This window comes from Litorivicinus lipolyticus, from assembly GCF_009650135.1.
Lineage (GTDB): Bacteria > Pseudomonadota > Gammaproteobacteria > Pseudomonadales > Litorivicinaceae > Litorivicinus > Litorivicinus lipolyticus.
On the sequence record NZ_CP045871.1, the window covers coordinates 2,012,565 to 2,035,178 of the forward strand.

The 22,614-nt window shown below is 60.2% G+C and carries 22 protein-coding genes; 8 read left to right on the top strand and 14 right to left on the bottom strand.

The window, feature by feature from the left end:
• The first annotated feature begins 13 nt into the window (after positions 1-13).
• Positions 14-790: a YdcF family protein gene (locus GH975_RS10235; RefSeq protein ID WP_153714428.1), complete on the top strand. Its 777-nt coding sequence runs from the start codon at positions 14-16 to the stop codon at positions 788-790.
• An 84-nt stretch (positions 791-874) separates the two neighbouring features.
• On the top strand, positions 875-1,822 hold the full coding sequence (locus tag GH975_RS10240) for a GGDEF domain-containing response regulator (protein WP_153714429.1): 948 nt from the start codon (positions 875-877) through the stop codon (positions 1,820-1,822).
• 53 nt (positions 1,823-1,875) lie between these two features.
• Here GH975_RS10240 and GH975_RS12275 read toward each other — a convergent pair whose 3' ends face one another.
• Together GH975_RS12275 and GH975_RS10250 are read right to left on the bottom strand one after the other, a co-directional pair.
• The gene (locus GH975_RS12275; RefSeq protein ID WP_153714430.1) at positions 1,876-2,340 is read right to left on the bottom strand and encodes a pilin; all 465 of its coding nucleotides are present in this window, start codon (positions 2,338-2,340) and stop codon (positions 1,876-1,878) included.
• Positions 2,341-2,559: 219 nt separating this feature from the next.
• Positions 2,560-2,958, bottom strand: coding sequence for a pilin (locus GH975_RS10250; protein WP_153714431.1), 399 nt, complete (start codon positions 2,956-2,958; stop codon positions 2,560-2,562).
• Positions 2,959-3,162: 204 nt separating this feature from the next.
• Here GH975_RS10250 and pilB point away from each other — a divergent pair, with 204 nt between their 5' ends.
• The 5 genes from pilB to GH975_RS10275 are packed head-to-tail and all read left to right on the top strand — an operon-like array spanning position 3,163 to position 7,831.
• Positions 3,163-4,860 carry a type IV-A pilus assembly ATPase PilB gene (pilB, locus tag GH975_RS10255; protein WP_153714432.1) on the top strand — a complete coding sequence of 566 codons (1,698 nt, stop codon included), beginning with the start codon at positions 3,163-3,165 and terminating at the stop codon, positions 4,858-4,860.
• A gap of 12 nt (positions 4,861-4,872) precedes the next feature.
• Positions 4,873-6,117 carry a type II secretion system F family protein gene (locus tag GH975_RS10260; protein WP_153714433.1) on the top strand — a complete coding sequence of 415 codons (1,245 nt, stop codon included), beginning with the start codon at positions 4,873-4,875 and terminating at the stop codon, positions 6,115-6,117.
• Positions 6,118-6,141: 24 nt separating this feature from the next.
• On the top strand, positions 6,142-7,029 hold the full coding sequence (locus tag GH975_RS10265) for a prepilin peptidase (protein WP_153714434.1): 888 nt from the start codon (positions 6,142-6,144) through the stop codon (positions 7,027-7,029).
• Complete coding sequence (gene coaE, locus GH975_RS10270; RefSeq protein ID WP_153714435.1) at positions 7,026-7,625, top strand: dephospho-CoA kinase; 600 nt, start codon at positions 7,026-7,028, stop codon at positions 7,623-7,625. Before GH975_RS10265 ends, coaE begins: the two co-directional genes overlap by 4 nt.
• On the top strand, positions 7,622-7,831 hold the full coding sequence (locus GH975_RS10275) for a DNA gyrase inhibitor YacG (protein ID WP_153714436.1): 210 nt from the start codon (positions 7,622-7,624) through the stop codon (positions 7,829-7,831). Before coaE ends, GH975_RS10275 begins: the two co-directional genes overlap by 4 nt.
• Here the strand turns inward: GH975_RS10275 and mutT are convergent.
• Genes mutT through secA form a run of 3 tightly spaced genes read right to left on the bottom strand, consistent with a single transcriptional unit; the run spans position 7,795 to position 12,064 of the window.
• Positions 7,795-8,217 carry an 8-oxo-dGTP diphosphatase MutT gene (mutT, locus tag GH975_RS10280; RefSeq protein ID WP_153714437.1) on the bottom strand — a complete coding sequence of 141 codons (423 nt, stop codon included), beginning with the start codon at positions 8,215-8,217 and terminating at the stop codon, positions 7,795-7,797. The genes GH975_RS10275 and mutT overlap by 37 nt on opposite strands.
• Positions 8,198-9,370, bottom strand: a complete 1,173-nt coding sequence (gene argJ / locus GH975_RS10285; protein ID WP_153714438.1) for a bifunctional glutamate N-acetyltransferase/amino-acid acetyltransferase ArgJ — start codon at positions 9,368-9,370, stop codon at positions 8,198-8,200. The genes mutT and argJ overlap by 20 nt, the downstream gene beginning before the upstream one ends.
• A 12-nt stretch (positions 9,371-9,382) precedes the next feature.
• Positions 9,383-12,064 (bottom strand): preprotein translocase subunit SecA, encoded by a 2,682-nt coding sequence (gene secA / locus GH975_RS10290; RefSeq protein ID WP_153714439.1) that lies wholly within the window; start codon positions 12,062-12,064, stop codon positions 9,383-9,385.
• A 79-nt stretch (positions 12,065-12,143) separates the two neighbouring features.
• Between secA and GH975_RS10295 the strand changes: the two genes are divergently transcribed.
• Positions 12,144-12,560 carry a hypothetical protein gene (locus GH975_RS10295; protein ID WP_153714440.1) on the top strand — a complete coding sequence of 139 codons (417 nt, stop codon included), beginning with the start codon at positions 12,144-12,146 and terminating at the stop codon, positions 12,558-12,560.
• Here GH975_RS10295 and lpxC read toward each other — a convergent pair.
• From lpxC to murD, 9 genes are all read right to left on the bottom strand, one after another.
• A complete protein-coding gene (lpxC, locus tag GH975_RS10300; RefSeq protein WP_153714441.1) occupies positions 12,539-13,447 on the bottom strand; it encodes a UDP-3-O-acyl-N-acetylglucosamine deacetylase in 909 nt (302 codons plus the stop codon). The genes GH975_RS10295 and lpxC overlap by 22 nt on opposite strands.
• Before the next feature lie 121 nt (positions 13,448-13,568).
• On the bottom strand, positions 13,569-14,723 hold the full coding sequence (gene ftsZ / locus GH975_RS10305; protein WP_153714442.1) for a cell division protein FtsZ: 1,155 nt from the start codon (positions 14,721-14,723) through the stop codon (positions 13,569-13,571).
• Between the two features lie 18 nt (positions 14,724-14,741).
• Positions 14,742-15,977: a cell division protein FtsA gene (ftsA, locus tag GH975_RS10310; protein ID WP_170272626.1), complete on the bottom strand. Its 1,236-nt coding sequence runs from the start codon at positions 15,975-15,977 to the stop codon at positions 14,742-14,744.
• The gene (locus GH975_RS10315) at positions 15,970-16,785 is read right to left on the bottom strand and encodes a cell division protein FtsQ/DivIB (RefSeq protein ID WP_170272627.1); all 816 of its coding nucleotides are present in this window, start codon (positions 16,783-16,785) and stop codon (positions 15,970-15,972) included. The genes ftsA and GH975_RS10315 overlap by 8 nt, the downstream gene beginning before the upstream one ends.
• Positions 16,769-17,674 carry a D-alanine--D-alanine ligase gene (locus GH975_RS10320; RefSeq protein ID WP_153714445.1) on the bottom strand — a complete coding sequence of 302 codons (906 nt, stop codon included), beginning with the start codon at positions 17,672-17,674 and terminating at the stop codon, positions 16,769-16,771. The genes GH975_RS10315 and GH975_RS10320 overlap by 17 nt, the downstream gene beginning before the upstream one ends.
• A complete protein-coding gene (murC, locus tag GH975_RS10325) occupies positions 17,671-19,083 on the bottom strand; it encodes a UDP-N-acetylmuramate--L-alanine ligase (protein WP_153714446.1) in 1,413 nt (470 codons plus the stop codon). Before murC ends, GH975_RS10320 begins: the two co-directional genes overlap by 4 nt.
• Positions 19,080-20,138: an undecaprenyldiphospho-muramoylpentapeptide beta-N-acetylglucosaminyltransferase gene (murG, locus tag GH975_RS10330; protein ID WP_153714447.1), complete on the bottom strand. Its 1,059-nt coding sequence runs from the start codon at positions 20,136-20,138 to the stop codon at positions 19,080-19,082. The genes murC and murG overlap by 4 nt, the downstream gene beginning before the upstream one ends.
• Positions 20,135-21,271 (bottom strand): putative lipid II flippase FtsW, encoded by a 1,137-nt coding sequence (gene ftsW / locus GH975_RS10335; protein ID WP_153714448.1) that lies wholly within the window; start codon positions 21,269-21,271, stop codon positions 20,135-20,137. Before ftsW ends, murG begins: the two co-directional genes overlap by 4 nt.
• A complete protein-coding gene (murD, locus tag GH975_RS10340; protein WP_153714449.1) occupies positions 21,268-22,614 on the bottom strand; it encodes a UDP-N-acetylmuramoyl-L-alanine--D-glutamate ligase in 1,347 nt (448 codons plus the stop codon). The genes ftsW and murD overlap by 4 nt, the downstream gene beginning before the upstream one ends.

The window sequence follows — 22,614 nt, forward strand, 5'->3', positions numbered from 1 at the left end:
ATAGACTGTGAGCATGAGTGTATTGCTAAGCAAAATCATCAGCACCCTGGTGCATCCCCTGAATTTCGCCCTCTATGGCCTGCTCGCGGCGTTGTTGCTGCGCGCCGTGGGATGGCGCCGATTGGCGCTGACGGCGGCACTGGTGTCGGGTCTGTGGCTGTGGTTTTGGTCAACCCCGTTTAGCGCCGAACCGATCATTGGCGAGTGGGAGCAGCGCCATCCACCGCAGGACATCGCAACCTTGCCGTCGGCCGATTGGGTATTGGTGCTCGGCGGTGGGCTAATGGGCAGTGCGCCGCCCGTGCGGCTGCGATCGGAGTTAGGCGGCGCTGCGGACCGGGTATGGCTCGGCGCGGAATTGATTAAAGCCGGCGTCGCCCCGCGCGTGCTGGTCACCGGTGGGGCGCTGCCGTGGAACGCGCAAACGGCGCCGGAAAGCGATGCGATGCTGGAATTCATGCGCGCCCTGGGGGTTGCGGCCGACGCTATCGTGCTCGAATCCGAATCGCGAACCACGCGGGAAAACGCGACCTTCAGCGCGCCTTTGCTGGCGGGGACGGCGCGCGTGATTGTGGTGACCAGCGCGTTTCACATGGAGCGTTCGATGCGAACGCTGAAAAAAGTCATGCCGGACATTGAGTGGATCGGCGCCAGCACCGACATCAAAGTGGTGCCGCGAGCCGACAGCCTGCTGCGCTTTCTACCGGACAGCGAAACCCTGCAGGACGCGCAACGCTACCTGCGCGAACGCGTTGGGATCGCGGTCTACATTTACCGTGATTGGATATGACCGGGTTCGCATCTTAACGGTGGCACACTTCCCCGAATCATCACAAATCCTTAGGTTCTAGGACTCTGAACGAGGAGTCCAGACATGCACGTACTGGTAGTAGACGACCACCATGACGACCTGATGCAGGTCGAGCGCGTCCTAAAGAACGACCCAACCTTGCAATACACCCTATGCGACCGCCCCGACCGGGCCCTTAACTTGCTTAACAAAGGCAGCGTCGACCTGCTGTTGTTGGACATCCATATGCCCGGCATGGACGGGTTAAAAATGATCCAGCAAGTGCGCTCCATGCAAGGCGAAACCTGGCTTCCGACTATTTTCATGACCGGCGTCTTGGACGCCAAAACACGTATCCGCTCATTGGACTCCGGCGGTGACGCGATATTGACCAAGCCAATAGAAGCCGAGGTCATGATGGGCCAGGTCGCGGCCATGCGCCGGCTGGTCGACGCCCAACGACGGCTCAAGGAGAGCCGCGACGAAATGGAGAACATCGCCCGCGAAGACAACCTCACGGGCATCCTCAACCGGCGTGGAATCGACCAAGAATTGCAACAAGCCATCGCGCTGTCGTGGCGCTTCAACACCCCCATGAGTCTGTTATTGATCGACGTCGACCGCTTCAAACTTTATAACGAAGCCCACGGCCATTTGGCCGGTGACGAAGTACTGCGCCAAGTCGGCAAAGGCCTAGGTGGCTGCATGCAGCGCCAAAGCGACGTGCTCGGCCGTTTTGGCGGCGAGGAGTTCATTCTGGGGTTGCCGGCGACCGATCAAGTCGGCGCCGCGGCGGTCGGCCAGCGCGTACTCGAAACCCTCACCGAAATTGGCCTGACGACCGACACCAACCCGGCCGGACATGTCACCGTCAGCGTCGGTATCGCTACACTAATTCCGACCGGCGGGCCGATGGATGTGACTAAACGGGCGTTGGATTTATTACAGGTGGCCGACCAAGCCATGTACGAAGCCAAGGGTGCCGGCGGCGCCGCCATTCGCACCGCCACCTGTTCGGAAGTCAGCACCTAAGACGCACAAAAAAGCCGGCTGATCGCTCAGCCGGCTGGGTCCAACGCTCCGTATTAGCGGCAATTCGCCGGTCGGAAGTTGGCGCTCAAAGTGCCGCCGGTGCAGTCCCAGGCAAAGTTACCGCTGTGGGCACCGGATGCAAACGACAGCGCCGCGGAACCGTCAGCCTGGAACGGTGCAAAAATCATGGTGCCGCCGCCCGCCGCCGCCGTGTAGGTCACGGTAATACCGCCGGTCGCGCCATCGACGGCCACCGCCGACACATTGTCCGTGGCTGAAAACGACCCTGAGTTCCAGCCCGCATCCAAGTTGGATGAAGCGCCGGCAATAATGTTTTCCGAGACCACCGCTTTAATGGTGCCGGCGATGCCGACGCCCTCTGTGACCTTGGCCCGCGTCGTGTAATCGGAATACGCAGGGATCGCCACCGCCGCTAATATGCCAATAATCGCCACCACGATCATCAGTTCGATAAGGGTAAAGCCCTGCTGGGCACGTGTTTGAGTGCGTGTACGCATGATGACGCTCCTGTCATTGAAGACATTGGGTGGCCCAGAACAGCGGGCATCGTAGTCACAGCGATACAGCAATGGATGGCAGTCGGGCTGCCTGACCTCATTAAGGTAGTGGAGGGTTATCGAGGGCGGACGACGGCCTACTCAGGTTGTGATGAAGTTCACAAAAATAAGCGTCAAAAAAAGGGCCCCGAAGGGCCCTCTGGGTCAAACCGTCGCGTGTTAGCGGCAGGTCGCCGGCAACAAAGCATCGTTGATAGCAGAAGTACACACCCAGCTGACCACGCCGTTGGCAAAGGTCGGCGTGAATACGATGTTACCGCCGCCGGCGACGTTGGCGTTGTAGGTTACAGTGATCGCGCCGGTCGCCGACGCAGTGGTGACGCTGGCGACGTTGGCACCGGTCACGCCCAGATCGTTAACACCGGAGCTTGCACCGTTGCCGCTTAATAGGTTTTCAGTCACCGCCGTTTTGGCACCTGACATCAGGCTTAAGCCTTCGGTAATTTTGGCGCGCGTGGTGTAGTCCGAGTACGCAGGGATCGCGACAGCGGCCAAGATGCCAACGATCGCAACCACGATCATCAGTTCGATTAGCGTAAAGCCTTTTTGATTCTTCATAGTGTTACTCCAAAACTTCGTGTGACGCAGTTCACGTACTCGCGACTGCTGGCCCCACAAAAGTTAGTTCACCCAACCCGTTATGCCAGTCTGCTACCTGCCCATCAGTACTAGGCATCGGACGCTGTTCGACCCAGGCCCGCCAGATATCCGACCGATCGGCCGTTTGTGGCCTATATTTAGGGCACACAGAAAGGAGAGCATGTGGGACAGGTTGTACTCCAAGGGTTAGCGCGCCAACTGGTGTCGAACGCTCAAATCAGCGAAGAAGTCGCAATGCAGGCGACCGCGGACGCACACAAGGCCGGCGAGCCCTTTGCGCACCATGTGGTGGCGCAATCGCTGGTCAAATCGGCCGATCTCGCGCTGACCGCTTCGCAGCTGTACGGCACCCCGCTGCTGGATCTGAACGCCTTTGATTTAACCCGCATTCCGAGCGACAAACTGGATCGGAAAATAGTTATCGAGGCCCGCGCCCTGCCACTGTTCATCCGCGGCAAGCGGCTGTACGTCGGCCTCAGTGACCCGACCGACTTGCGCGCCTTGGATGCGATGCAATTTGCCTCCGGATTGACCACCGAAGCGATTGTGGTCGAGGCCGACAAATTGGCTGCGGCTATCGAGAACTACGGCGAATCCAGCGGTAGCCTGGGAGATCTGAATGACGACGGTTTGGACAATATTGACCTGGAAGACGACAGCGACACCCAAACCGAGGACGATCCGAGCGACCCCGGCAACGACCAGCCCATTGTCCGCTTCGTCAATAAGATGTTGCTCGACGCGATTCGTCTGGGTGCGTCGGACATCCACTTCGAACCCTACGAAAAAGCCTACCGCATCCGTTACCGGGTCGACGGGGTGCTGAGTGAAGTGACCAAACCGCCGGTCAACATGGCAACCCGTTTAGCAGCGCGCATTAAAGTGATGTCGAAAATGGACATCTCGGAGCGCCGCGTGCCCCAGGACGGGCGCATTAAGATGAAACTGTCGGCCAACAAAGCGATCGATTTTCGCGTCAACACCCTGCCAACTTTGTGGGGTGAGAAAATCGTGCTGCGTATTTTGGACCCCAGCAGCGCCCAACTCGGTATCGATGCGCTGGGTTACGAGCCCGACCAAAAAGACATGTACATGAAAGCGCTGGCCCAACCCCAGGGCATGATTTTGGTGACCGGCCCAACCGGTTCCGGCAAAACCGTGTCGCTGTACACCGGCCTGAATATTTTAAACACCCCGGAAGTGAACATTTCGACCGCCGAAGACCCGGTCGAAATCAACTTGGAAGGTATCAACCAAACCCAGGTCAACACCAAGGTCGGGCTGACCTTTGCCGAAGCCCTGCGGGCGTTTTTGCGCCAAGACCCGGACGTGGTCATGGTCGGCGAGATCCGTGATTTGGAAACCGCTGAAATTGCGATCAAGGCCTCACAAACCGGTCACCTGGTGCTGTCGACGCTGCACACCAATTCAGCCCCGGAGACCCTGACTCGCTTGCGCAATATGGGGGTGCCGGCTTTCAACATCGCCACCAGCGTTTCGCTAATTATTGCCCAGCGCTTGGCGCGGCGATTATGCAGTCACTGTAAATCCGCGGTCGAGCTGCCTCCCGAGGCGCTCGAAAGCGAGGGCCTCGCGCCCGCGGACATCGCCACGCACACGCTTTACGAACCGGTCGGGTGCGAGCACTGCATGAACGGCTACAAGGGCCGCGTCGGTGTCTACGAAGTGGTCCGGGTCACTCCGGCGATATCCGAAATCATCATGCGCGAGGGCAACGCGTTGGAACTGGCCAAACAGTGCCACCTTGAAGGGTTTAAAAGCCTTCGCCAGTCAGGCCTGCAAAAAGTCCTGCAGGGCGTGACCAGCCTTCAAGAAATTAACCGCGTCACCAAGGACTAAGAGGAAGCTTCGATGGCCACAGCCACTGCAACCGCCCGCACCGAGATCCGCAAGGACAAAGACCTGTACGTTTGGAACGGGGTCGATAAACGCGGCCGCAAGGTCAACGGCGAAATTACCGGCGCCAACGTCGCCCTGGTGCGCGCCCAATTGCGCCGCCAGGGGATCGTCCCGGACAAGGTCCGCAAAAAGCCCAAGCCGCTGTTTGGCGAACGCAAGGCGGCGATCAAGCCGGGTGACGTCGCCATATTTACGCGCCAGTTGGCGACCATGATGAAGGCCGGCGTGCCGCTGGTTCAGGCCTTTGAAATTGTTGCCGACGGCTTGGACAATGCGACCCTGAAAAAACTGATCGGAGACATCAAACTGGATGTCGAGGGCGGGACCTCCTTTGCCAACGCGCTGAAACGTCACCCCAAACATTTTGACGACCTGTTCACCTCACTGGTTGATGCCGGCGAACAGGCCGGCGCGTTAGAAACCATGTTGGACCGGCTGGCGACCTACAAGGAAAAAACCGAGGCGCTCAAGGCCAAGATCAAAAAAGCCATGACCTACCCGATCGCGGTCTTGGTGGTGGCGTTTGTGGTCACGGTGATTTTGTTGGTTAAGGTGGTGCCGCAGTTCGAATCGATGTTCACCTCGTTTGGCGGCGAATTGCCCGCGTTCACCCAAGTGGTGGTGGCGATGTCGGAGTGGGCCCAGCAGTACTGGTTTATCGGCATCGGAGTCATTGCCGCGGCCGTGTTTGGGTTTTCTACGGCGGTTAAACGAAGCGACAAATTCGCCACCCGCGTGGATGCATTTTTGCTCAAGGCGCCGATTGTCGGTGACATCGTGACCCAGTCCGCGATTGCCCGGTATTGCCGCACCCTATCGACCACCTTTGCCGCCGGTGTGCCGCTGGTTGAAGCCTTGGACAGCGCCGCTGGAGCCGCCGGCAATCGTATTTACTACGCCGCGATCAAGATCATCCGAGACGACGTCGAAACCGGCCAACAACTTCAATTCAGCATGCGTGCGGCCGGCATCTTTCCCAACATGGTCATTCAAATGGTCTCAATTGGCGAAGAATCCGGCGCCCTCGACGAGATGCTGCACAAGGCGGCCAATCACTATGAAGACGCGGTCGACAATTCGGTGGATAACCTGACCGCGTTGATGGAGCCGATGATTATGTCGTTCCTGGGGGTAGTCATTGGGGGATTGGTGGTGGCAATGTACCTGCCGATATTCCAAATGGGGTCGGTGGTGTAACCGGCGCCGCGCAAGGAGCGCAATTTGATTCAAACATTGGCCGATGCTGGCCTCTTTTTACCCCTGGTCACCGTATTGGGCCTATTAATCGGCAGCTTTCTGAATGTCGTCGTGCATCGACTGCCGATCATGATGGAAAACGAGTTGCGGCTGGACTGTGAGTGGCTCAGCGCAAAAGATAACGGCCTGCCCGAACCGGACCCGACCGCGCCCACCGGTCCGATCTTTAACCTATCGAAGCCGCGCTCGCGCTGCCCACAATGCGACACTCAAATTCGCGCGCGCGATAACATCCCGGTGTTGTCGTGGGTGCTATTAAAAGGCCGTTGCCGGGGCTGCGATCATCCGATCAGTGCGCGCTACCCGATCGTCGAAGCCAGCACCGCAGCGCTGTCGCTGCTGGTGGCCTGGGTGATGGAGCCCAGCCTTGCCACCATCGCCGCACTGGCACTGGTATGGACGCTGTGGGCACTGACGCTGATTGATGCGGACACCCAATTGCTACCCGATCAATTAACCTTACCGCTGACCTGGGCGGGATTACTGGTCGCCACCACCGGGGTGTGGCCGGTCAGCCTGACCGACGCCCTGTTTGGCGCGGTCTTTGGGTACCTCAGTCTGTGGTCCGTGTTTCATTTATTTCGCATCCTAACTGGCAAGCACGGCATGGGCGCGGGTGACTTCAAGCTGTTGGCCGCACTTGGCGCCTGGATGGGCTGGCAGGTGCTGCCGCTGATCATTGTGCTGTCCAGTTTGGTCGGCGCCGTAGTCGGCATTTCGGCGATTGCCTTGGCCAAAATGGGCGCGCGTGCGCCAATGGCGTTTGGGCCCTACTTGGCCGGTGCGGGTTTGATCGCCCTGTTGTGGGGCGCACAGTTAATTGACGGTTATAAGGCGGTGGCAGGCTTATGACAGCACTGGTGGCACTCACCGGCGGGATCGCGTCGGGTAAATCCAGCGCCGCGCGGCGCTTTTCACAGCTGGGTATCCGTGTCACCGACGCCGACGAGGTTGCAGCGGAGGTATTGGCCGCGGGCAGCCCAGCGCTGGATCAGCTATGCGACGTATTTGGCCAGGCGGTGCTGACGCCCAGCGGTGACTACAACCGCAAGGCCATGCGCGAATTGGTGTTTGGCGACGAGCGGGCGTTGCAACAACTGAATGCCATCGTCCACCCGGCGGTGCGCGAACGGACCCAGGCGCTGCTGGCCGAGCCGCACGATAAGCCGTATCAAATCTGGTCAATCCCGTTGTTGCTGGAAACTGGGCAACAGGGCATCCCGGATCGCATTGTCGTGGTCGACTTGCCCGAGGCCCTGCAAATCCAGCGCGTGATTGCCCGCGATCATGTGACCGAGGCGTCCGCCCGGCGCACACTGAGCGCCCAGGCCAGTCGTAAAGCGCGATTGGCCGTCGCCGATTACGTTATTCACAACGACAGCAGTTTAGAAGCGTTGGATAGCCAAGTAGACTATCTGCACCAAACACTGATGGATGATTTTACGTGAACCCCCAACTGGTCAAATGCCCTGAGTGCGGCACCTCGTGTCGCTTTGATTCATCCAACCCACACAAGCCATTTTGTTCGGAGCGTTGCAAGCTGTTGGACTTGGGTGGCTGGGCCAGCGAGTCCTACAAGGTCCCGGGTCCTGCGGCATCGGATGAGTTGATGAGCGATCAGATCGAGGGTGCTGAGTCCAACGAAGACAAATAAGCGGCGACAATCGGGCGATTGGCGTCAGGGAATTCAAGTGACGTTAAGTCGGCGGCGTCAAACCACTGCATGGCTTGGCCTTCTAGGCCCCCTGGCTGCCCGGTAAAGGCGTCAACCACGAACACGTAAAGACGCACCCGCTTATCACCGTAGTCATGCGCCACTTCGATCAGCGAGCGCGCGGTTACGACATTAATGCCGAGTTCTTCGTTAAGCTCGCGTCGAAGCGCCGCAGCCGGTGCTTCATCGGCTTCGATCTTGCCGCCAGGGAATTCCCACTTGCCGCCCTGATGGGCACTTTGAAGGCGCCGAGTCAGCAAGACCTGATCGCCGGGACCGGCGATCACGCCCGCGGCCACCGCTATTTCAGGAGCGGTAATCGGCATTGATGCTGACGTAATCGTGACTCAAATCGCAGGTCCAAACACAGGCACGGCCGTCGGACTGGCCCAGCTCGATGTAAATTGGAATGTCGGTTTGCGCGAATACCCGGGCGCCATCCGCTTCGGTGTAGCTGGGATCGACCGCGCCGTCTTTTAACAGCGACACATCGCCAACACGCAATTGGATCTGGCTGACGTCCAGTTCGTCAACCGGGGCACGACCAATCGCCGCTAACAAACGACCCCAGTTGGCATCGCTAGCGAACAAGGCAGTTTTTACCAGCGGGCTGTGGGCCACGGTCTTGGCAATCGCATGGGCGTCGCTGTCGGACTGGGCCCCACTGACGTCGATGGTGACGAACTTGGTCGCGCCCTCGCCGTCGCGCACGATCGCTTGGGCCAATTCCACCATCACATCGGTGACGGCATCGGCGAAAGCCGACCACTCAGAATGCGCCGGCGATAGTTCCGGCCCATAACCCGTCGCCGCCAACACACAGGCGTCATTGGTCGAGGTGTCGCCATCCACCGTGATGCGGTTAAAGCTCAGGTTGGTCGCATCCACCAATAGTTGCTGCAAATCGCCCTCGCCGACGCGCGCGTCGGTGGCAACAAAGCCCAGCATGGTCGCCATGTTGGGCTGGATCATGCCGCTGCCCTTGCTGATGCCTTCAATCGACACCGTCTCGCCGTCAATGGTGACCGTGCGGGTGACTTGTTTCGGACGCGTATCGGTGGTCAATATCGCCGCGGCGGCGTCCGCCCAATGATCCGCGCCCAGCGCACGCACCGCAGCGTCGATGCCCGGCTCAATCAGATCCATCGGCAAACGCGCACCAATCACGCCGGTCGAAAACGGCAACACCTGGTTGACGTCCAGTCCAAGCTGATCCGCCGCCATGGCACAGCAGCTCACGGCATCATCCATGCCCAGCTGACCGGTCCCGGCGTTCGCGCTTTTGGTGTTGACCAGCCACGCACGTGGCGCACCGACCAAATGATCACGGGCCACGTGCACCGGTGCCGCACAAAAGGCATTCAGCGTGAACACGCCGGCCATGCTGACGCCCTCGTCGAATACAAACAGCGCCAAATCTTGGCGCGGTTTACCGTATAGATTGGCGCTAACACCCGCCACGCGTACCCCACGAATCATTCGATTAATTCCTCAACCGATCTTGCCGTGGCACTGCTTGTACTTTTTACCGCTGCCGCATGGGCAAGCATCGTTACGGCCGACTTTGGGCATCGCATCACGCTCGGCTTGGGCTTTGGCCGCCACTTGCTGGGCAGCAATGGCCGCGGCTTGCGCTTCGGCTTGCTGGCGACGCTGGGCTTCGATTTCCTCGGCGCTGGGCACCTGGACACGGCACAGCACACCGGTGACCTGTTCTTTAATACCCGTCAGCATCGACTGGAACAGCTCGAAGGCTTCGCGCTTGTATTCCTGTTTCGGGTTCTTTTGGGCGTAACCACGCAGATGAATGCCCTGGCGCAGGTAATCCATGGCCGCCAGGTGCTCTTTCCAGCGGTGATCCAGCACCTGCAACATGACCTGCTTTTCAAAGCTGCGCAGACTGTCAGCCCCGACCACGCCTTCTTTCCTGACGTACGACTCGTCGGCGCTCGCTTGGATGCGCTCCAGCAAGGTTTCTTCGTACAGGCTGGCGTCTTCTTGCAACCAGTCGCGCACCGGCAGCTGCAAATCAAATTCGCTGGCCAGTTCGGCTTCCAGTTCTTCCAGCTTCCACTGTTCTTCGAGGGTTTTAGGCGGCACGAACTGGGCAAAGGTAGCCGCCAGCGTGTCCTCACGGACGACCTTGATCAAGTCCGCCACATCCTCCGATTCCAGCAGCTCAACACGCTGTGCGTAAACCTGACGGCGTTGGTCGTTGGCCACGTCATCAAATTCAAGCAACTGCTTACGAATATCGAAGTTGCGCCCCTCGACTTTCTTTTGAGCCTTTTCAATCGAGTTGGAGACCATCTTGTGCTCGATCGCCTCGCCTTTCTCCATGCCCAGCTTTTGCATCAGCCCTTGGATCCGCGAGCTGGCAAAAATGCGCATCAAGTCGTCTTCGAGCGACAGGAAAAAGCGCGAGCTACCCGGGTCACCTTGACGACCCGAACGGCCACGCAACTGGTTGTCGATGCGTCGTGACTCGTGACGCTCCGAGCCAATGATGTGCAGACCGCCCGATGCCAACACGGCTTCGTGACGGGCTTTCCAGGCGGTTTTGGCCGCGTCAATATCCGCCTCGCTTGGGTTGTCCAGTGCGGCGACGTCAACTTCCCAGCTGCCGCCCAACTTAATGTCGGTACCACGACCGGCCATGTTGGTGGCAATGGTCACGGAACCGGCTTGGCCGGCTTGGGCAATAATGTCAGCCTCGCGTTCGTGTTGTTTGGCATTCAACACTTCGTGGGCAATGTCGGCGGCTTTTAAGCGCTCGGACAAGATCTCGCTGGTCTCGATGCTGGCGGTACCGACCAAGATGGGGCGATTGTTGGCCAACTCGGTCCGAATGTCCTCGATGATGGCGTCGTACTTTTCGTCGACCGTCAGGTACACCAAGTCATTGCGATCGATACGCTTGGGGTCGACATTGGTCGGGATCACGACCACATCTAGCCCATAGATCTGTTTAAATTCGAAGGCTTCGGTATCAGCGGTACCGGTCATGCCGGCCAGCTTGTTATAGATACGGAAGTAGTTTTGGAAGGTGGTGCTGGCCAGCGTCTGGGACTCGGGCTTGATAGTCACGCCTTCTTTGGCTTCGACCGCCTGGTGGTTACCGTCACTCCAGCGACGACCGGCCATGGTGCGGCCGGTGTGCTCGTCGACGATCACAACCTCGTCACCTTGGACGATGTACTGGACGTCTTTTTGGAACACCACGTGGGCCCGCATGGCCGCATTAAGATGGTGAAACAGTGACAAGTTCTGGGGTGCGTACAGGCTATCGCCCTCGTTCAGCAGGCCCATCTCGCCGAGCATCGCCTCGACCCGCTCCAAGCCTTGCTCGGTCAGTTCAACGGCGCGCTGCTTTTCATCAAAAGTGTAGTCGCCCTCACCCGGCTCGCCGTCCTCAACCAGCTCGGCGCGTGCCAACTGGGCGGGGATGCCGTTCATGGCACGGTACATTTCAGACGAGTCGTCGGCCGGGCCTGAAATAATCAGCGGCGTGCGCGCTTCATCGATCAAAATCGAGTCAACTTCGTCAACGATGGCGAAGTTCAGACCACGCTGGACGCGCTGGTTAACATCCAGCGCCATGTTGTCACGCAGGTAGTCAAAACCGAATTCGTTGTTGGTGCCGTAGGTGACGTCGGCGCGATAGGCCGCGCTCTTTTCATCGTTGGATTGGCCGGAGTAGACCACGCCGACGCTGAGGCCAAGCGCTTCGTAAAGCGGACGCATCCATTCGGCATCACGCCGCGCCAGGTAATCGTTGACCGTGACGACGTGAACGCCGTCACCGGGAATGGCATTCAGGTAAACAGCCAAGGTCGCCACCAAGGTTTTACCCTCGCCCGTGCGCATCTCGGCAATCCGGCCATCGTGCAGCGTCATCGCGCCAATCATCTGGACGTCAAAGTGACGCATGCCACCCATCACCCGCACCGACACTTCGCGGCAGACCGCGAAGGCTTCGGGCAAAATTTGGTCGAGGCTTTCACCGGCCTCGATGCGCGCCGCAAAATCCGCGCGCTTGGCAGTCAGTGCATCAAGGTCTAGGCCCTGCAATTGCGCTTCAAACGCATTGATGCGCTCAACGCTTTTCCCCATGCGCTTAAGCTCGCGCTGGTTTTTGCTGCCAAACAGCTTCCTGGCTATAGACCCTAGCATTCGATGTCCTTAAGTGGGGCGTAGTAAATCCGACGCGGCAGTATAGCGCCGAAGCGACATACCCGTCATGCTATTGGTTATGGATGATTTCAAGGGTCCGCGCGACTTAAATCAGCTCACCCGCGTCACCGGCGCCGCCCAACTGATGATGGCGGCGGCGCGACTGGAGCGGCTGAACCGGCTATTGCGACCGCACTTGGCGGCGCATTTGCGCGACTGCGTGCGTGTCGGCGCCATGACAGAGTCGATGCTGACGCTGGTCTTGTACGACCGCGCCTACGCCACCGAAACCCGCTTTAGCGCACCACAGTTGCTGGCGTCGCTGGGCAACACCCCGGAATTTCGCGGACTGCGCAATATTCAATGGAAGCAGGCACGCCAGACCCAGCCCATCAAACACCATGCCGAGACGATCACGCCGCAACCGGCGATGGACATTGAGGATTGGTTAGTGCGTGCGCAGGCGCGCGGGAATCACAATTCCAGCGAGGGCTGATCAAAACTGATCGGGCAGTCCGCTTCATTAAGGGTTTCGATGCGCCACGAATCCGGCGAATCCAACAGCGCGCGGACCAAATCGTTGTTCAAACCGTGGCCCGACTTTTTCGCGACCATTTCGCCGATAATGGCGTGCCCGGCCAGCGACAGGTCACCAATGGCATCCAACACCTTGTGTTTGACGAACTCGTCTTGGTAGCGCAACCCGCCTTCGTTCAAAATTCCGTCCTCGCCCAAGACAATAGCGTTTTGGGTACTGCCGCCTTTGGCCAAGTCGTTGTTGCGCAGAAATTCAATGTCACGCACGAACCCGTAGGTGCGCGCGCGGCTGATTTCACGGATGAAACTCGAGGTCGACACGTCCATGCTGACACTTTGCATGTTTTTCGGAATCGAGGGGTGGTCGTATTCAATGTCAAAGGTAATGCGGTAACCGTCAAAGGGCTGGAGCCGGGCAAACTTGTCAGGCTGGCGAACTTCGATCGGTTTTAGAATTCGGATGAATTTTTTTGGGCTGGTTTGAATGCGGATACCGGCCGACTGCATCAAAAATACAAAGGGCGCGGCACTGCCATCCATAATCGGCAGCTCGGGACGATTCACGTCGACCCATAAATTATCAATGCCCAGGGCACTGACGGCACTTAAGAAGTGCTCGACCGTCGATATCGACGAGGCACCTTGACCCAGGCGTGTGGCCATTTGCGTGTCGGTGACCGACAGCGCATGGGCCGGAACACTGACCACCGGATCCAGATCAACACGGCGAAATACAATCCCCGTGTCGTCCGGCGCGGGCCGAAGCGTCAGATAGACTTTTTCACCGGAATGCAGTCCGACGCCCGTGGCGCGGATAACGTTTCCCAGTGTTCGTTGTCTAATCATGGCCCGTCCGGTGCAGTGTTCTGGCTCAAGTCTAGCATTCAGCTCATCGGTCTATCGAGCCGAAACAACTTGCCGGTAGCCAGCCGGCAAGAAAAACAGCAGTTATTGCGAAACCCGTCGACTAGTCGGCTTGGCGGCGCAAAAAGGTCGGTACGTCCAATGACGCGCCTGCACCCGCGCCTGAGCTGGTGTTGCTAGTTGCAGCGACCGGGGCTTGGGGACGCAAGATACCCGGCATCGACAAACCACCGTTGGCGACCATTTGCTGGGGCTGGGCCTGCTCTTGAATTCCGCCTTGAACGACCTCGAGTTCAGCACGGCTGTCCAAGCCCGTTGCCACCACCGTCACGCTCAATTCGTCACCCATGTTGTCGTCAATCACAGTGCCAATCACGACCGCGGCATTTTCGTCAGCTATGTCGTCGATCATGTCGCCGATCGTGGTGTATTCGCCCAAGCCGAAGCTGGAGCTGGCGGTGATATTGACCAAAATACCGCGCGCACCTTTGAGGTCGATTTCTTCGAGCAGCGGGTAGCGAATGGCTTTTTCGGTCGCTTCGATGGCGCGATCCGGGCCGGACGCAGTGCCGGTGCCCATCATGGCTTGGCCCATGGCGCTCATCACGGTGCGCACGTCGGCAAAGTCGACGTTGATAATGCCGCGCTTAACAATCAGGTCAGCAATCCCACGAACCGCACCGTTCAACACGTTGTTGGCTTCGTCAAAGGCCTGCATCAAGGTCGCGTCGCTGCCCAGTACCGGCAACAGCTTTTCGTTTGGGATAATAATCAGTGAATCGACGTTCTTTTCCAGCGCCTTGATGCCTTCTTCGGCGACGCGCATACGGCGGCGACCTTCAAAGCTAAACGGTTTGGTCACCACGGCGACGGTCAAAATACCCATCTCACGCGCCACTTCGGCAACCACGGGAGCGGCACCGGTGCCGGTACCACCACCCATGCCGGCGGTAATAAACAGCATGTCCGAGCCCTGGATCGCCTCGGCAATAGTTTCACGGTCTTCCATCGCCGCATTGCGGCCGACTTCGGGGTTGGCACCGGCACCCAAACCGCGGGTTACATTCGGGCCCAACTGCAATGTGGTGTTAGCGGACGCGTCATTGAGCGCCTGGCTGTCGGTGTTGGCGATAACAAATTCGACGCCGTCGACGTCAGCTCGGGTCATGTGCGAGATGGCATTGCCACCACCGCCGCCGACTCCGATGACTTTAATAACGGCGCTGTTACCCGCTGTTTCTGCTAGATCAAAATTCATGGCTGTTACCTGCTGTTGTTAAAATTGTTTAAAGAGCTTTTTCAGCGATGCGCCGATGCCACTCCATCCCTCACCCTGACGTGAACGCTGACGACGCCCACCTTCAGAATCTTGTGTGCTGGCATGCAATGCCAACCCCGCCAACCCGGCCATTCCCGGGTCGGACAAAAACTTTGCGTCGGCCGCCAGGCCCTGGATCTGACCCAATCGAACCGGCAGCCCCAGAATGCTTTTGGCCAGCGGCGCAATCCGCTCCAGCCGCGCCGTGCCGCCGGTCAGTACGACCCCGGCACCAAGCACTTCGCCAAGCCCGCTGGCGCTGATTTGCTCGCCGACCATTTCCAAAATTTCGCGCACGCGCGGCTGCATGTAATCGACCACCAAACGGCGCGACCAGTCCGCGGACTGGGTGCCGTCCACGCGGCGCACGGGAATGGGCTCTTCCATCCGCGCCGCATCGATGTCCGGATCCAAATACGCCGTGCCGAACTCGCATTTGATGCGTTCCGCGTCCGGCGCCGAGATGTGCGCAGCGACCGCCAAATCTTTGGTCAGGTGCTCGCCGGCGACCGGCAATACCGCCATGTAACGCAGCGCGCCTTCTTTGAACACGGCGACGTCCGTGGTGCCGCCACCGATGTCTACCAGGCACACCCCAAGGTCCTTGTCCGCGTCAGACAAACAGGCCGCCGCGGCGGCCAGGCCGCTGGGCAACAATTGGTCGCACTCGACGCCGGCGCCGGTCAGGCATTTTTTCAGGTTGCGCGCAGTCGCTTGTGACCCAGTCACCAGCGTCACATTGGCCGCCAAACGCACACCACTCATGCCCACGGGCACCAAAATTCCGGCCTGGCCGTCGATCAAGAATTGGCGCGGCACGACCTTGACCACGGTCTGGCCGGGCGGCAGCACAATGGCGCGGGCGGCGTCGTATACACGCTCGACGTCAATCGGGGTGATTTCGTCACCGCTGACCGGGACCGCGCCTTCGCTGTCGTGGGTCGCCAAGTGCGAGCCCCCTAGGTTGCAGGTGACCGACGAGATGCGGCACTGGCCCATTTCAGCGCATTGGTTGATGGCGCGCTCGATAGCACGGGTGGCGGCCTCAATATCGACCACCATTGAACGTGAAATGCCTTTGGACGGCGCGTTGCCCAGCCCCAACACTTCGGGTTGTTCACCGTGGCTGACGCCGACCACCAAAGCGCGTACGCGATGACTGCCGACGTCCAGCGCGACCACCAGCTTATCCATCGTTTGACTCCTCAAAACCCAGGCTGACGCCATTGGGGTAACGCAAATCGACCCGAACCAAGTTCGGTGTTTGGGCCAGCTTTAACTGCCAGGCTTGATCAAAACGGGTCAAGCGACCCTCCAAATCCATACGCCCCAGCTGGATGTCCAAGCCGCCGACGGTGTGCAGACGCCAGCCACGGTCAACATCAAACTCGACCCCATCTAATTCCAAACCGCTTTGGGCCATGCGCTCGGCCCACAGCTGAAAGCGCTCAAACACATCGCGTTGCATGCCACGCGGGCCCGCTAGGTCAGGCAAGGCCATCAGCGGCGCGCGGGCCGGCTCAAACAAATCGCCCTGCATGCCCAAAAACTGGTCGCTATTCCAGCGCGCCACGGGGCGCTGCTCGATCACTTCGATACGCAGCGCGTGCGGCCATACCCGGCGCACCCGCACCTCGGCAATCCAGGGTTGGGCGCTGAGCTGGCGCTGAATCTGTGACAAGTCGCTGCTGGCACGTGCATTGACCAGCAAATCGTCCAGCCGGCGCTGAACATCGCCCGGTCGCAGGTGGACAAAGTCGCCCTCGACTTCGACCCGCTCGATCACAAAGTCACCGAGTAATCGCTCGCTCGCCATGACCACACCTGCGCCGCTGATGGCGGCACACAGACACAGCACCAGGCCCCAGGCGCTGGTCAAACTAGGCACTGCCAGCCGCGGCAGCCGCAGCCAAGCCGGACGTGACAAACGCGTCCACAACCGTTGACGGATGGGCTGGGCGCCGCGGCGCGTGCGGTTGCGCGGCTTAACCACGTGATTCACCGACTGCATCATTTAAAAGTTGCAGGCAAAGATCGTCGAAACTCAGCCCGACCGCCGCCGCCGCTTTGGGCACCAGCGAGGTCGGTGTCATCCCCGGCACGGTATTCACTTCCAGGGCGACAAAACCGGTCTCGCCTTGGATAAAATCAACACGGCTCCAGCCGCTGCATCCGAGCGCGTCGTGCGCGCGCAGCGCCAGCGACTGCAGGTAGGATTCGTCGTCGTCCGATAGCCCGCACGGGATGTGGTACTGGGTATCGCCGGTCTCGTACTTGGCCGCGTAGTCATACACGCCGCCCTGGGCTTGGATACGGATCACCGGTAAAGCCACACCGCGGACCACGGCACAGGTGAATTCCGGGCCGTCGACAAAATGCTCGGCCATGACCGCGCCAAATTCGCGGGCCTGGGCAAAGGCTGCCGCGACCTGATCGCTGGAGTGGCAAATGAAGTTACCGACGCTCGAGCCTTCCGCGTTCGGTTTGACCATCACGCGCGGACCGAGCGCGTCATACACAGCGCCGGCTTGGTCGGCCGAGGTCATGATCTGGCTATCGGCGATCGGGATTCCGGCGGCGGCGAACAGCTGTTTACTGCGCTGTTTGTCCATCGCCAGGGCGCAGGCCGCGGGGCCGGAGCCGGTGTAGGGTACCGCCATCAAGTCCAGCACCGCTTGAATGCGGCCGTCTTCACCGGCGCCTCCGTGCAGCACAACAAAGGCGGCATCGAACGGCTCGGATAACAGGGTGGCAATCGGGTCGCGGTCCGGATCCATGGCGAAGGCATCGATGCCCTGACGCAACAAAGCTGCAAGGACGGGTTGCCCGCTCGCCACTGACACAGCGCGTTCGCTGCTGTTGCCGCCAAATAAGACCGCGACCCGAGTCATGGTGCCAATCCCTGCTTAATTAACTCAGGCAGACGACCGACGTCGCCTGCACCTTGGGTGATCAAGACCGTTTGATCAACCAATAACGGAACTAAGGTATCACAAACACCTTCCGGTTGTGTTACCACGATCGGGCTCACTTTGTTACGCATGCGCAGCGCGCTGGCCAGTGCTCGGCTATCGGCATGGCTAATAGGGGATTCCCCTGCCGGATACACATCCAACAATACCAGCTGGTCAACCGCCTCTAATACCTGGACAAAATCGTCGAACAGATCGCGGGTGCGGCTGTAACGGTGCGGCTGAAAAACCAAACTCAGCGGTTGGCCCGGGAAAGCCTCGCGTGCCGCTCGAATGGTGGCGGCAACCTCGGTCGGATGGTGGCCGTAGTCGTCGACCAAGTGGATTTGACCGCCCTGGGGCAAGGCCAACTCACCGTGTGACTGAAAGCGCCGGCCGACGCCGGCGAACTCGGACAGCCCGCGTTGAATGGCGGCCACTGCGACCCCCAAATCCAGGGCAATCGCAATCACACCGAGGGCGTTCAGGACGTTGTGACGACCCGGCATCTTGACCGCGAACCCGGCCTCGAATCCATTCGGCCCCAACACGTCGAAATGTGTCGTCATGCCACGCACATCCAAATTGATGGCCCGATAGTCGCAGTCCGTATCGATACCAAACGTCAGCATCGGGCGCTCAAAGCGTGCCAGCAGCTCGCGAATCACCGGATCGTCGGCGCACACCACCGCCAAGCCGTAAAACGGCAGATTGTGAATAAAGCGCACAAAGGCGTCTTTGAGCTGGCTAAAGTCGCCGCCGTAGGTCGACATGTGGTCCGCTTCGATGTTGGTAATCAAGGCGGTCATCGGCAACAGCTCCAGGAAGCTGGCATCGGACTCGTCGGCCTCGGCCACCAGCAAATTACTTTGCCCAAGCTTGGCATTGGTGCCGGCGGCGTTTAAACGCCCGCCAATGATGTAGGTCGGGTCCATGTCGGCGCCAGCCAGGACCGAGGCCAGCAAACTGGTGGTAGTGGTCTTGCCGTGGGTGCCGGCGACCGCGATGCCATGTCGAAACCGCATTAACTCGGCCAACATGACCGCGCGGCGGACCACCGGAATGCGCCGTGCGCGGGCCGCTTTGACCTCTGGGTTTTCCTCATTGACGGCACTGGAGACGACGACCACGTCGGCATCACCCAAATTCTCCGGGGCGTGGCCTTGATGGACCCGGGCGCCCTGGCTAACCAGACGACGGGTGACCGCTGAATCGGCCAAGTCCGACCCCGAAATACGGTAGCCCAGGTTCAAGAGCACCTCGGCGATACCGGACATGCCGCTGCCGCCGATGCCAATAAAGTGGATCCCTTGGATCCTGCGCATAGGGTTGGATGGAGCAATAATCATAGTGCGCAGTCCTCGCATAAGTCGGCCAGCAAATCGGTCGCCTGGGGTTGTGCCATTGCACGCCCCCGCGAGGCGGCCTGAGCCATCAGCTCGGCATCGCCAAGCCAGTGCTTGAGCATCCCGCCCAAGCGCGTTGAAAGTTCAGACTGGGGCAGCACATCCGCCGCCCCAGCACGCGCCAGCCAGCGCGCGTTTTGGGTCTGGTGATCGTCGACCGCCGACGGCAACGGCACCAAGATCGCCGCGACACCGGCGCAGGCCAGTTCACTAACGGTCAGGGCGCCGGCGCGGCCAATGACCAAGTCGGCCCAGGCATAGGCGTCCGCCATGTCGTCGATAAATTCGCTGACACTGGCCTCAATGCCTGCGCTCGCATAGGCGGCACGGGTCGGCTGGTCTTTGCCGCGCCCGGCCTGGTGACGGATCTCCAGCGCCATGCCAACACTGGCCAGCGCGCCGGGGACCTGTTCGTTCAGGGCTTGGGCGCCTTGGGAGCCGCCGAAAATCAACACCCGCGCCGGGCGGTGGCGACCGGCATCACGCGTCACCGGGTCGGCGATGGCTTGGATCGACTGGCGCACGGGGTTACCCGTCACGCGGGCGCAGGCCAAGGCACCGTCGAAGGCCTGCGCCTGGCCACGGGCAATTTTGCTGAGTAGCCGATTGGTGACACCGGCGACCGCGTTTTGTTCGTGCAGCACCAGTGGCACGCCCAACACCTTGGCGGCGACGCCGCCGGGGCCGGCGGTATAACCGCCTAGGCTGACCACCAGCGCGGGCTTTAGTTGACGCAGCAATAGCAAAGCCTTGACCCCGGCGCGGACCACTTTTAGCAGCCCGAGCACCCGGCCGACCGGGCCACGACCGCGAATCGAGTCGGTGCCCAAGATATCCATCGGGTAACCGGCCGCCGGCACCGCGCGCGTCTCGATACCGCGACTGCCGCCGAGCCAGTGGATGCGCCAGCCGCGCCGACTCAACTCATCCGCCAAGGCCAACGCAGGGAACACATGGCCACCGGTGCCGCCGGCCATGATCACTGCCAGGCGGCTCATTGCTTGGCCTCCCAGGCGATGCGCTGGAGCAAGCCGAGCATAATCGCGCTGACAATTAAGCTGGACCCGCCGTAGCTCATCAACGGCAAGGTCAGGCCCGTGGTCGGCAACAAGCCGGTGTTAACGCCCATGTTGACGGTGGCTTGACCGGCCATCATCAGGGCGAAGGCGTAGGCCAGGTAGGCATTAAAGAACTGACCTTTTAGCTCGGCCATGCGGCCAATTCGAAAACTGCGCCAGATCAGCACGACAAACAGTGCCACCACCGTCAAAGCGCCGACCAGACCCAGCTCTTCGGCCAAGATGGCGAACAAAAAGTCGGTGTGGGCTTCGGGCAGATAAAACAGCTTTTGCACGCTGTTGCCCAAGCCTTCGCCGAACCAGCCGCCTTTGCCAAACGCCAACAACGCCTGGGTCAGCTGGTAGGCCTCCGAGTAGCGGTACTCCCAAGGATCCAGCAGCACCATCACGCGCTTCATGCGATAGGCCTCGGTGGTCGCCGCATAGGCCACCATCAACCCGGCCGCGCCCAACATGACGAACCATTCGACCAGCCGCGAACCGGCCAAGAACATCACGCACAGGACCATCGCAAAGATGATCACAAAGGCCCCCAAATCCGGCTCCGCCAACAACAGCGCGCCATACACCAGGGTCACCAAGATCGGCCGAATAAAGCCCCAAAAGGTCTGAGTGGCGGCCTGACCAAAGCGGACCAGAAAGCTGCTCAGGTAAATCGCCAGACACAGCTTGGCCACTTCCGAGGCCTGGAGCTTGATGATCACTAGGTTAAGCCAGCGCGTTGAACCGTTGACGGTGTGGCCAATGCCGGGCAAGAAAACCGCCGCCAACAGCACCAGACCCAGCAAATAAAACCATGCGCTGTGGCGCTGTAAAACGTTCGGGTTCAAACGCGCAGCGGCAATGCCGGCGCCCATCGCCAAGACCCAAAAAATGCTGTGCCGGACCAGGTAGTGAGAGGGGTCATTTTGCTTCGCCGCCGCGTACTCGATACTGGCAGACCCGACCATGACCACACCGAGCAAGCTCAGCGCGATCGCGGTCCAAAACAAAATCGGATCCGGCAGCGTCAGGGTTTTGCCCTGGGGCAAGGCCTGCAATGCCGTGCTCATTGGGCCACCGCGCGAGCGCTGACCAAGGCTTCGAATTGCTCGCCACGGGCCAGGTAGCTGGCGAACTGATCAAAGCTGGCACAGGCTGGCGACAACAACACCGCGTCACCGTCAGCCGCATCCACCAGCGCCGCGTCCAGAGCCTGGGCCAATGTCTCGACCCGCTGGCCGCGGCCGGCGGCGTCGACAATTTGCTGGCCATCACGACCAAACCCAATAAGTTGTGCGTCGACTCGCTGGACGGCCTTAGCCAAGGCCGAAAAATCGGCGCCCTTGCCGTCACCGCCGGCCAACAAGAACACCCGCCCCGGCAGTGCCGAGGCCAGACCGGTCAGAGCGGCGATCGAGGCGCCCTCGTTCGTGCCCTTGGAATCGTTAACACAAATGGCACCATTGACGCGGCCACAGACCACCCCGCGATGGGGCAACCCGGCGAACTGTTTCAACACGTCAAGCGCCGGCGCCAAATCCAAATCCAGCGCCTGAACCACACCAAGTGCGGCCATGGCATTGGCCAGGTTGTGGTCGCCGACCATGGCCAACTCGTTGACCTTGATCAGGGGTTTGAGGCGGAAGTAGATCGCGCGATGATCGCCCTGCCCCTCGACGCCAAAGCGGTGGAAGTCGCTGGCATAAAGCGAAAACTCAACCATTTTTAGGTTTTCGCCAACCAGTGGGCGCGACAAGGCGTCTTCAAAATTGACCACACAGGCGCTGGCACCCGAGAAAATGCGGTGCTTGGCCTTGTAATAGCTCGGCATATCCCCGTGCCGATCCAGGTGATCCGGACTCATGTTCAGCACCGTCGCCACGCGCGGTCCGAAAGGCCGCGCCCGCTCAAGCTGGAAGCTAGACAGTTCCAACACCAAACAATCGGCACCGTCGTTCAACAAATCCAGCATCGGACGGCCGAGGTTGCCGCCGACCGCAACCCGGCGACCACAGGCCGCGAGCATCTTGCCAACCAGGGTGGTGACGGTGCTTTTGCCATTGGTGCCGGTGATGGCGACGATGTCCAAATCCGGTGCCGCGCGACGCAGCAGGTCCAGCTCGCCGATCAACGGCACCTCGCGCGACCGGGCTTGCTCCAGCAGCGGATCATTCAGGGCAATGCCCGGCGACACCACCACTTCACTGGCCTGGGCGACCCAAGCCGCGTCGACCTGATCGCCAGTGCGGCACACCACGCCTGGATAGTCCGCCAGCAGTGCCGCCACATCCACCGCCGCACGGGTATCGGCCAACTGCACCGGCACGCCGTGCGATAGCAGGTGACGCGCACAGGCCTGCCCGGCAATGCCAAGGCCCAAGACCAGGGTGTAGGTGGAGGCAATCAGCTGCAT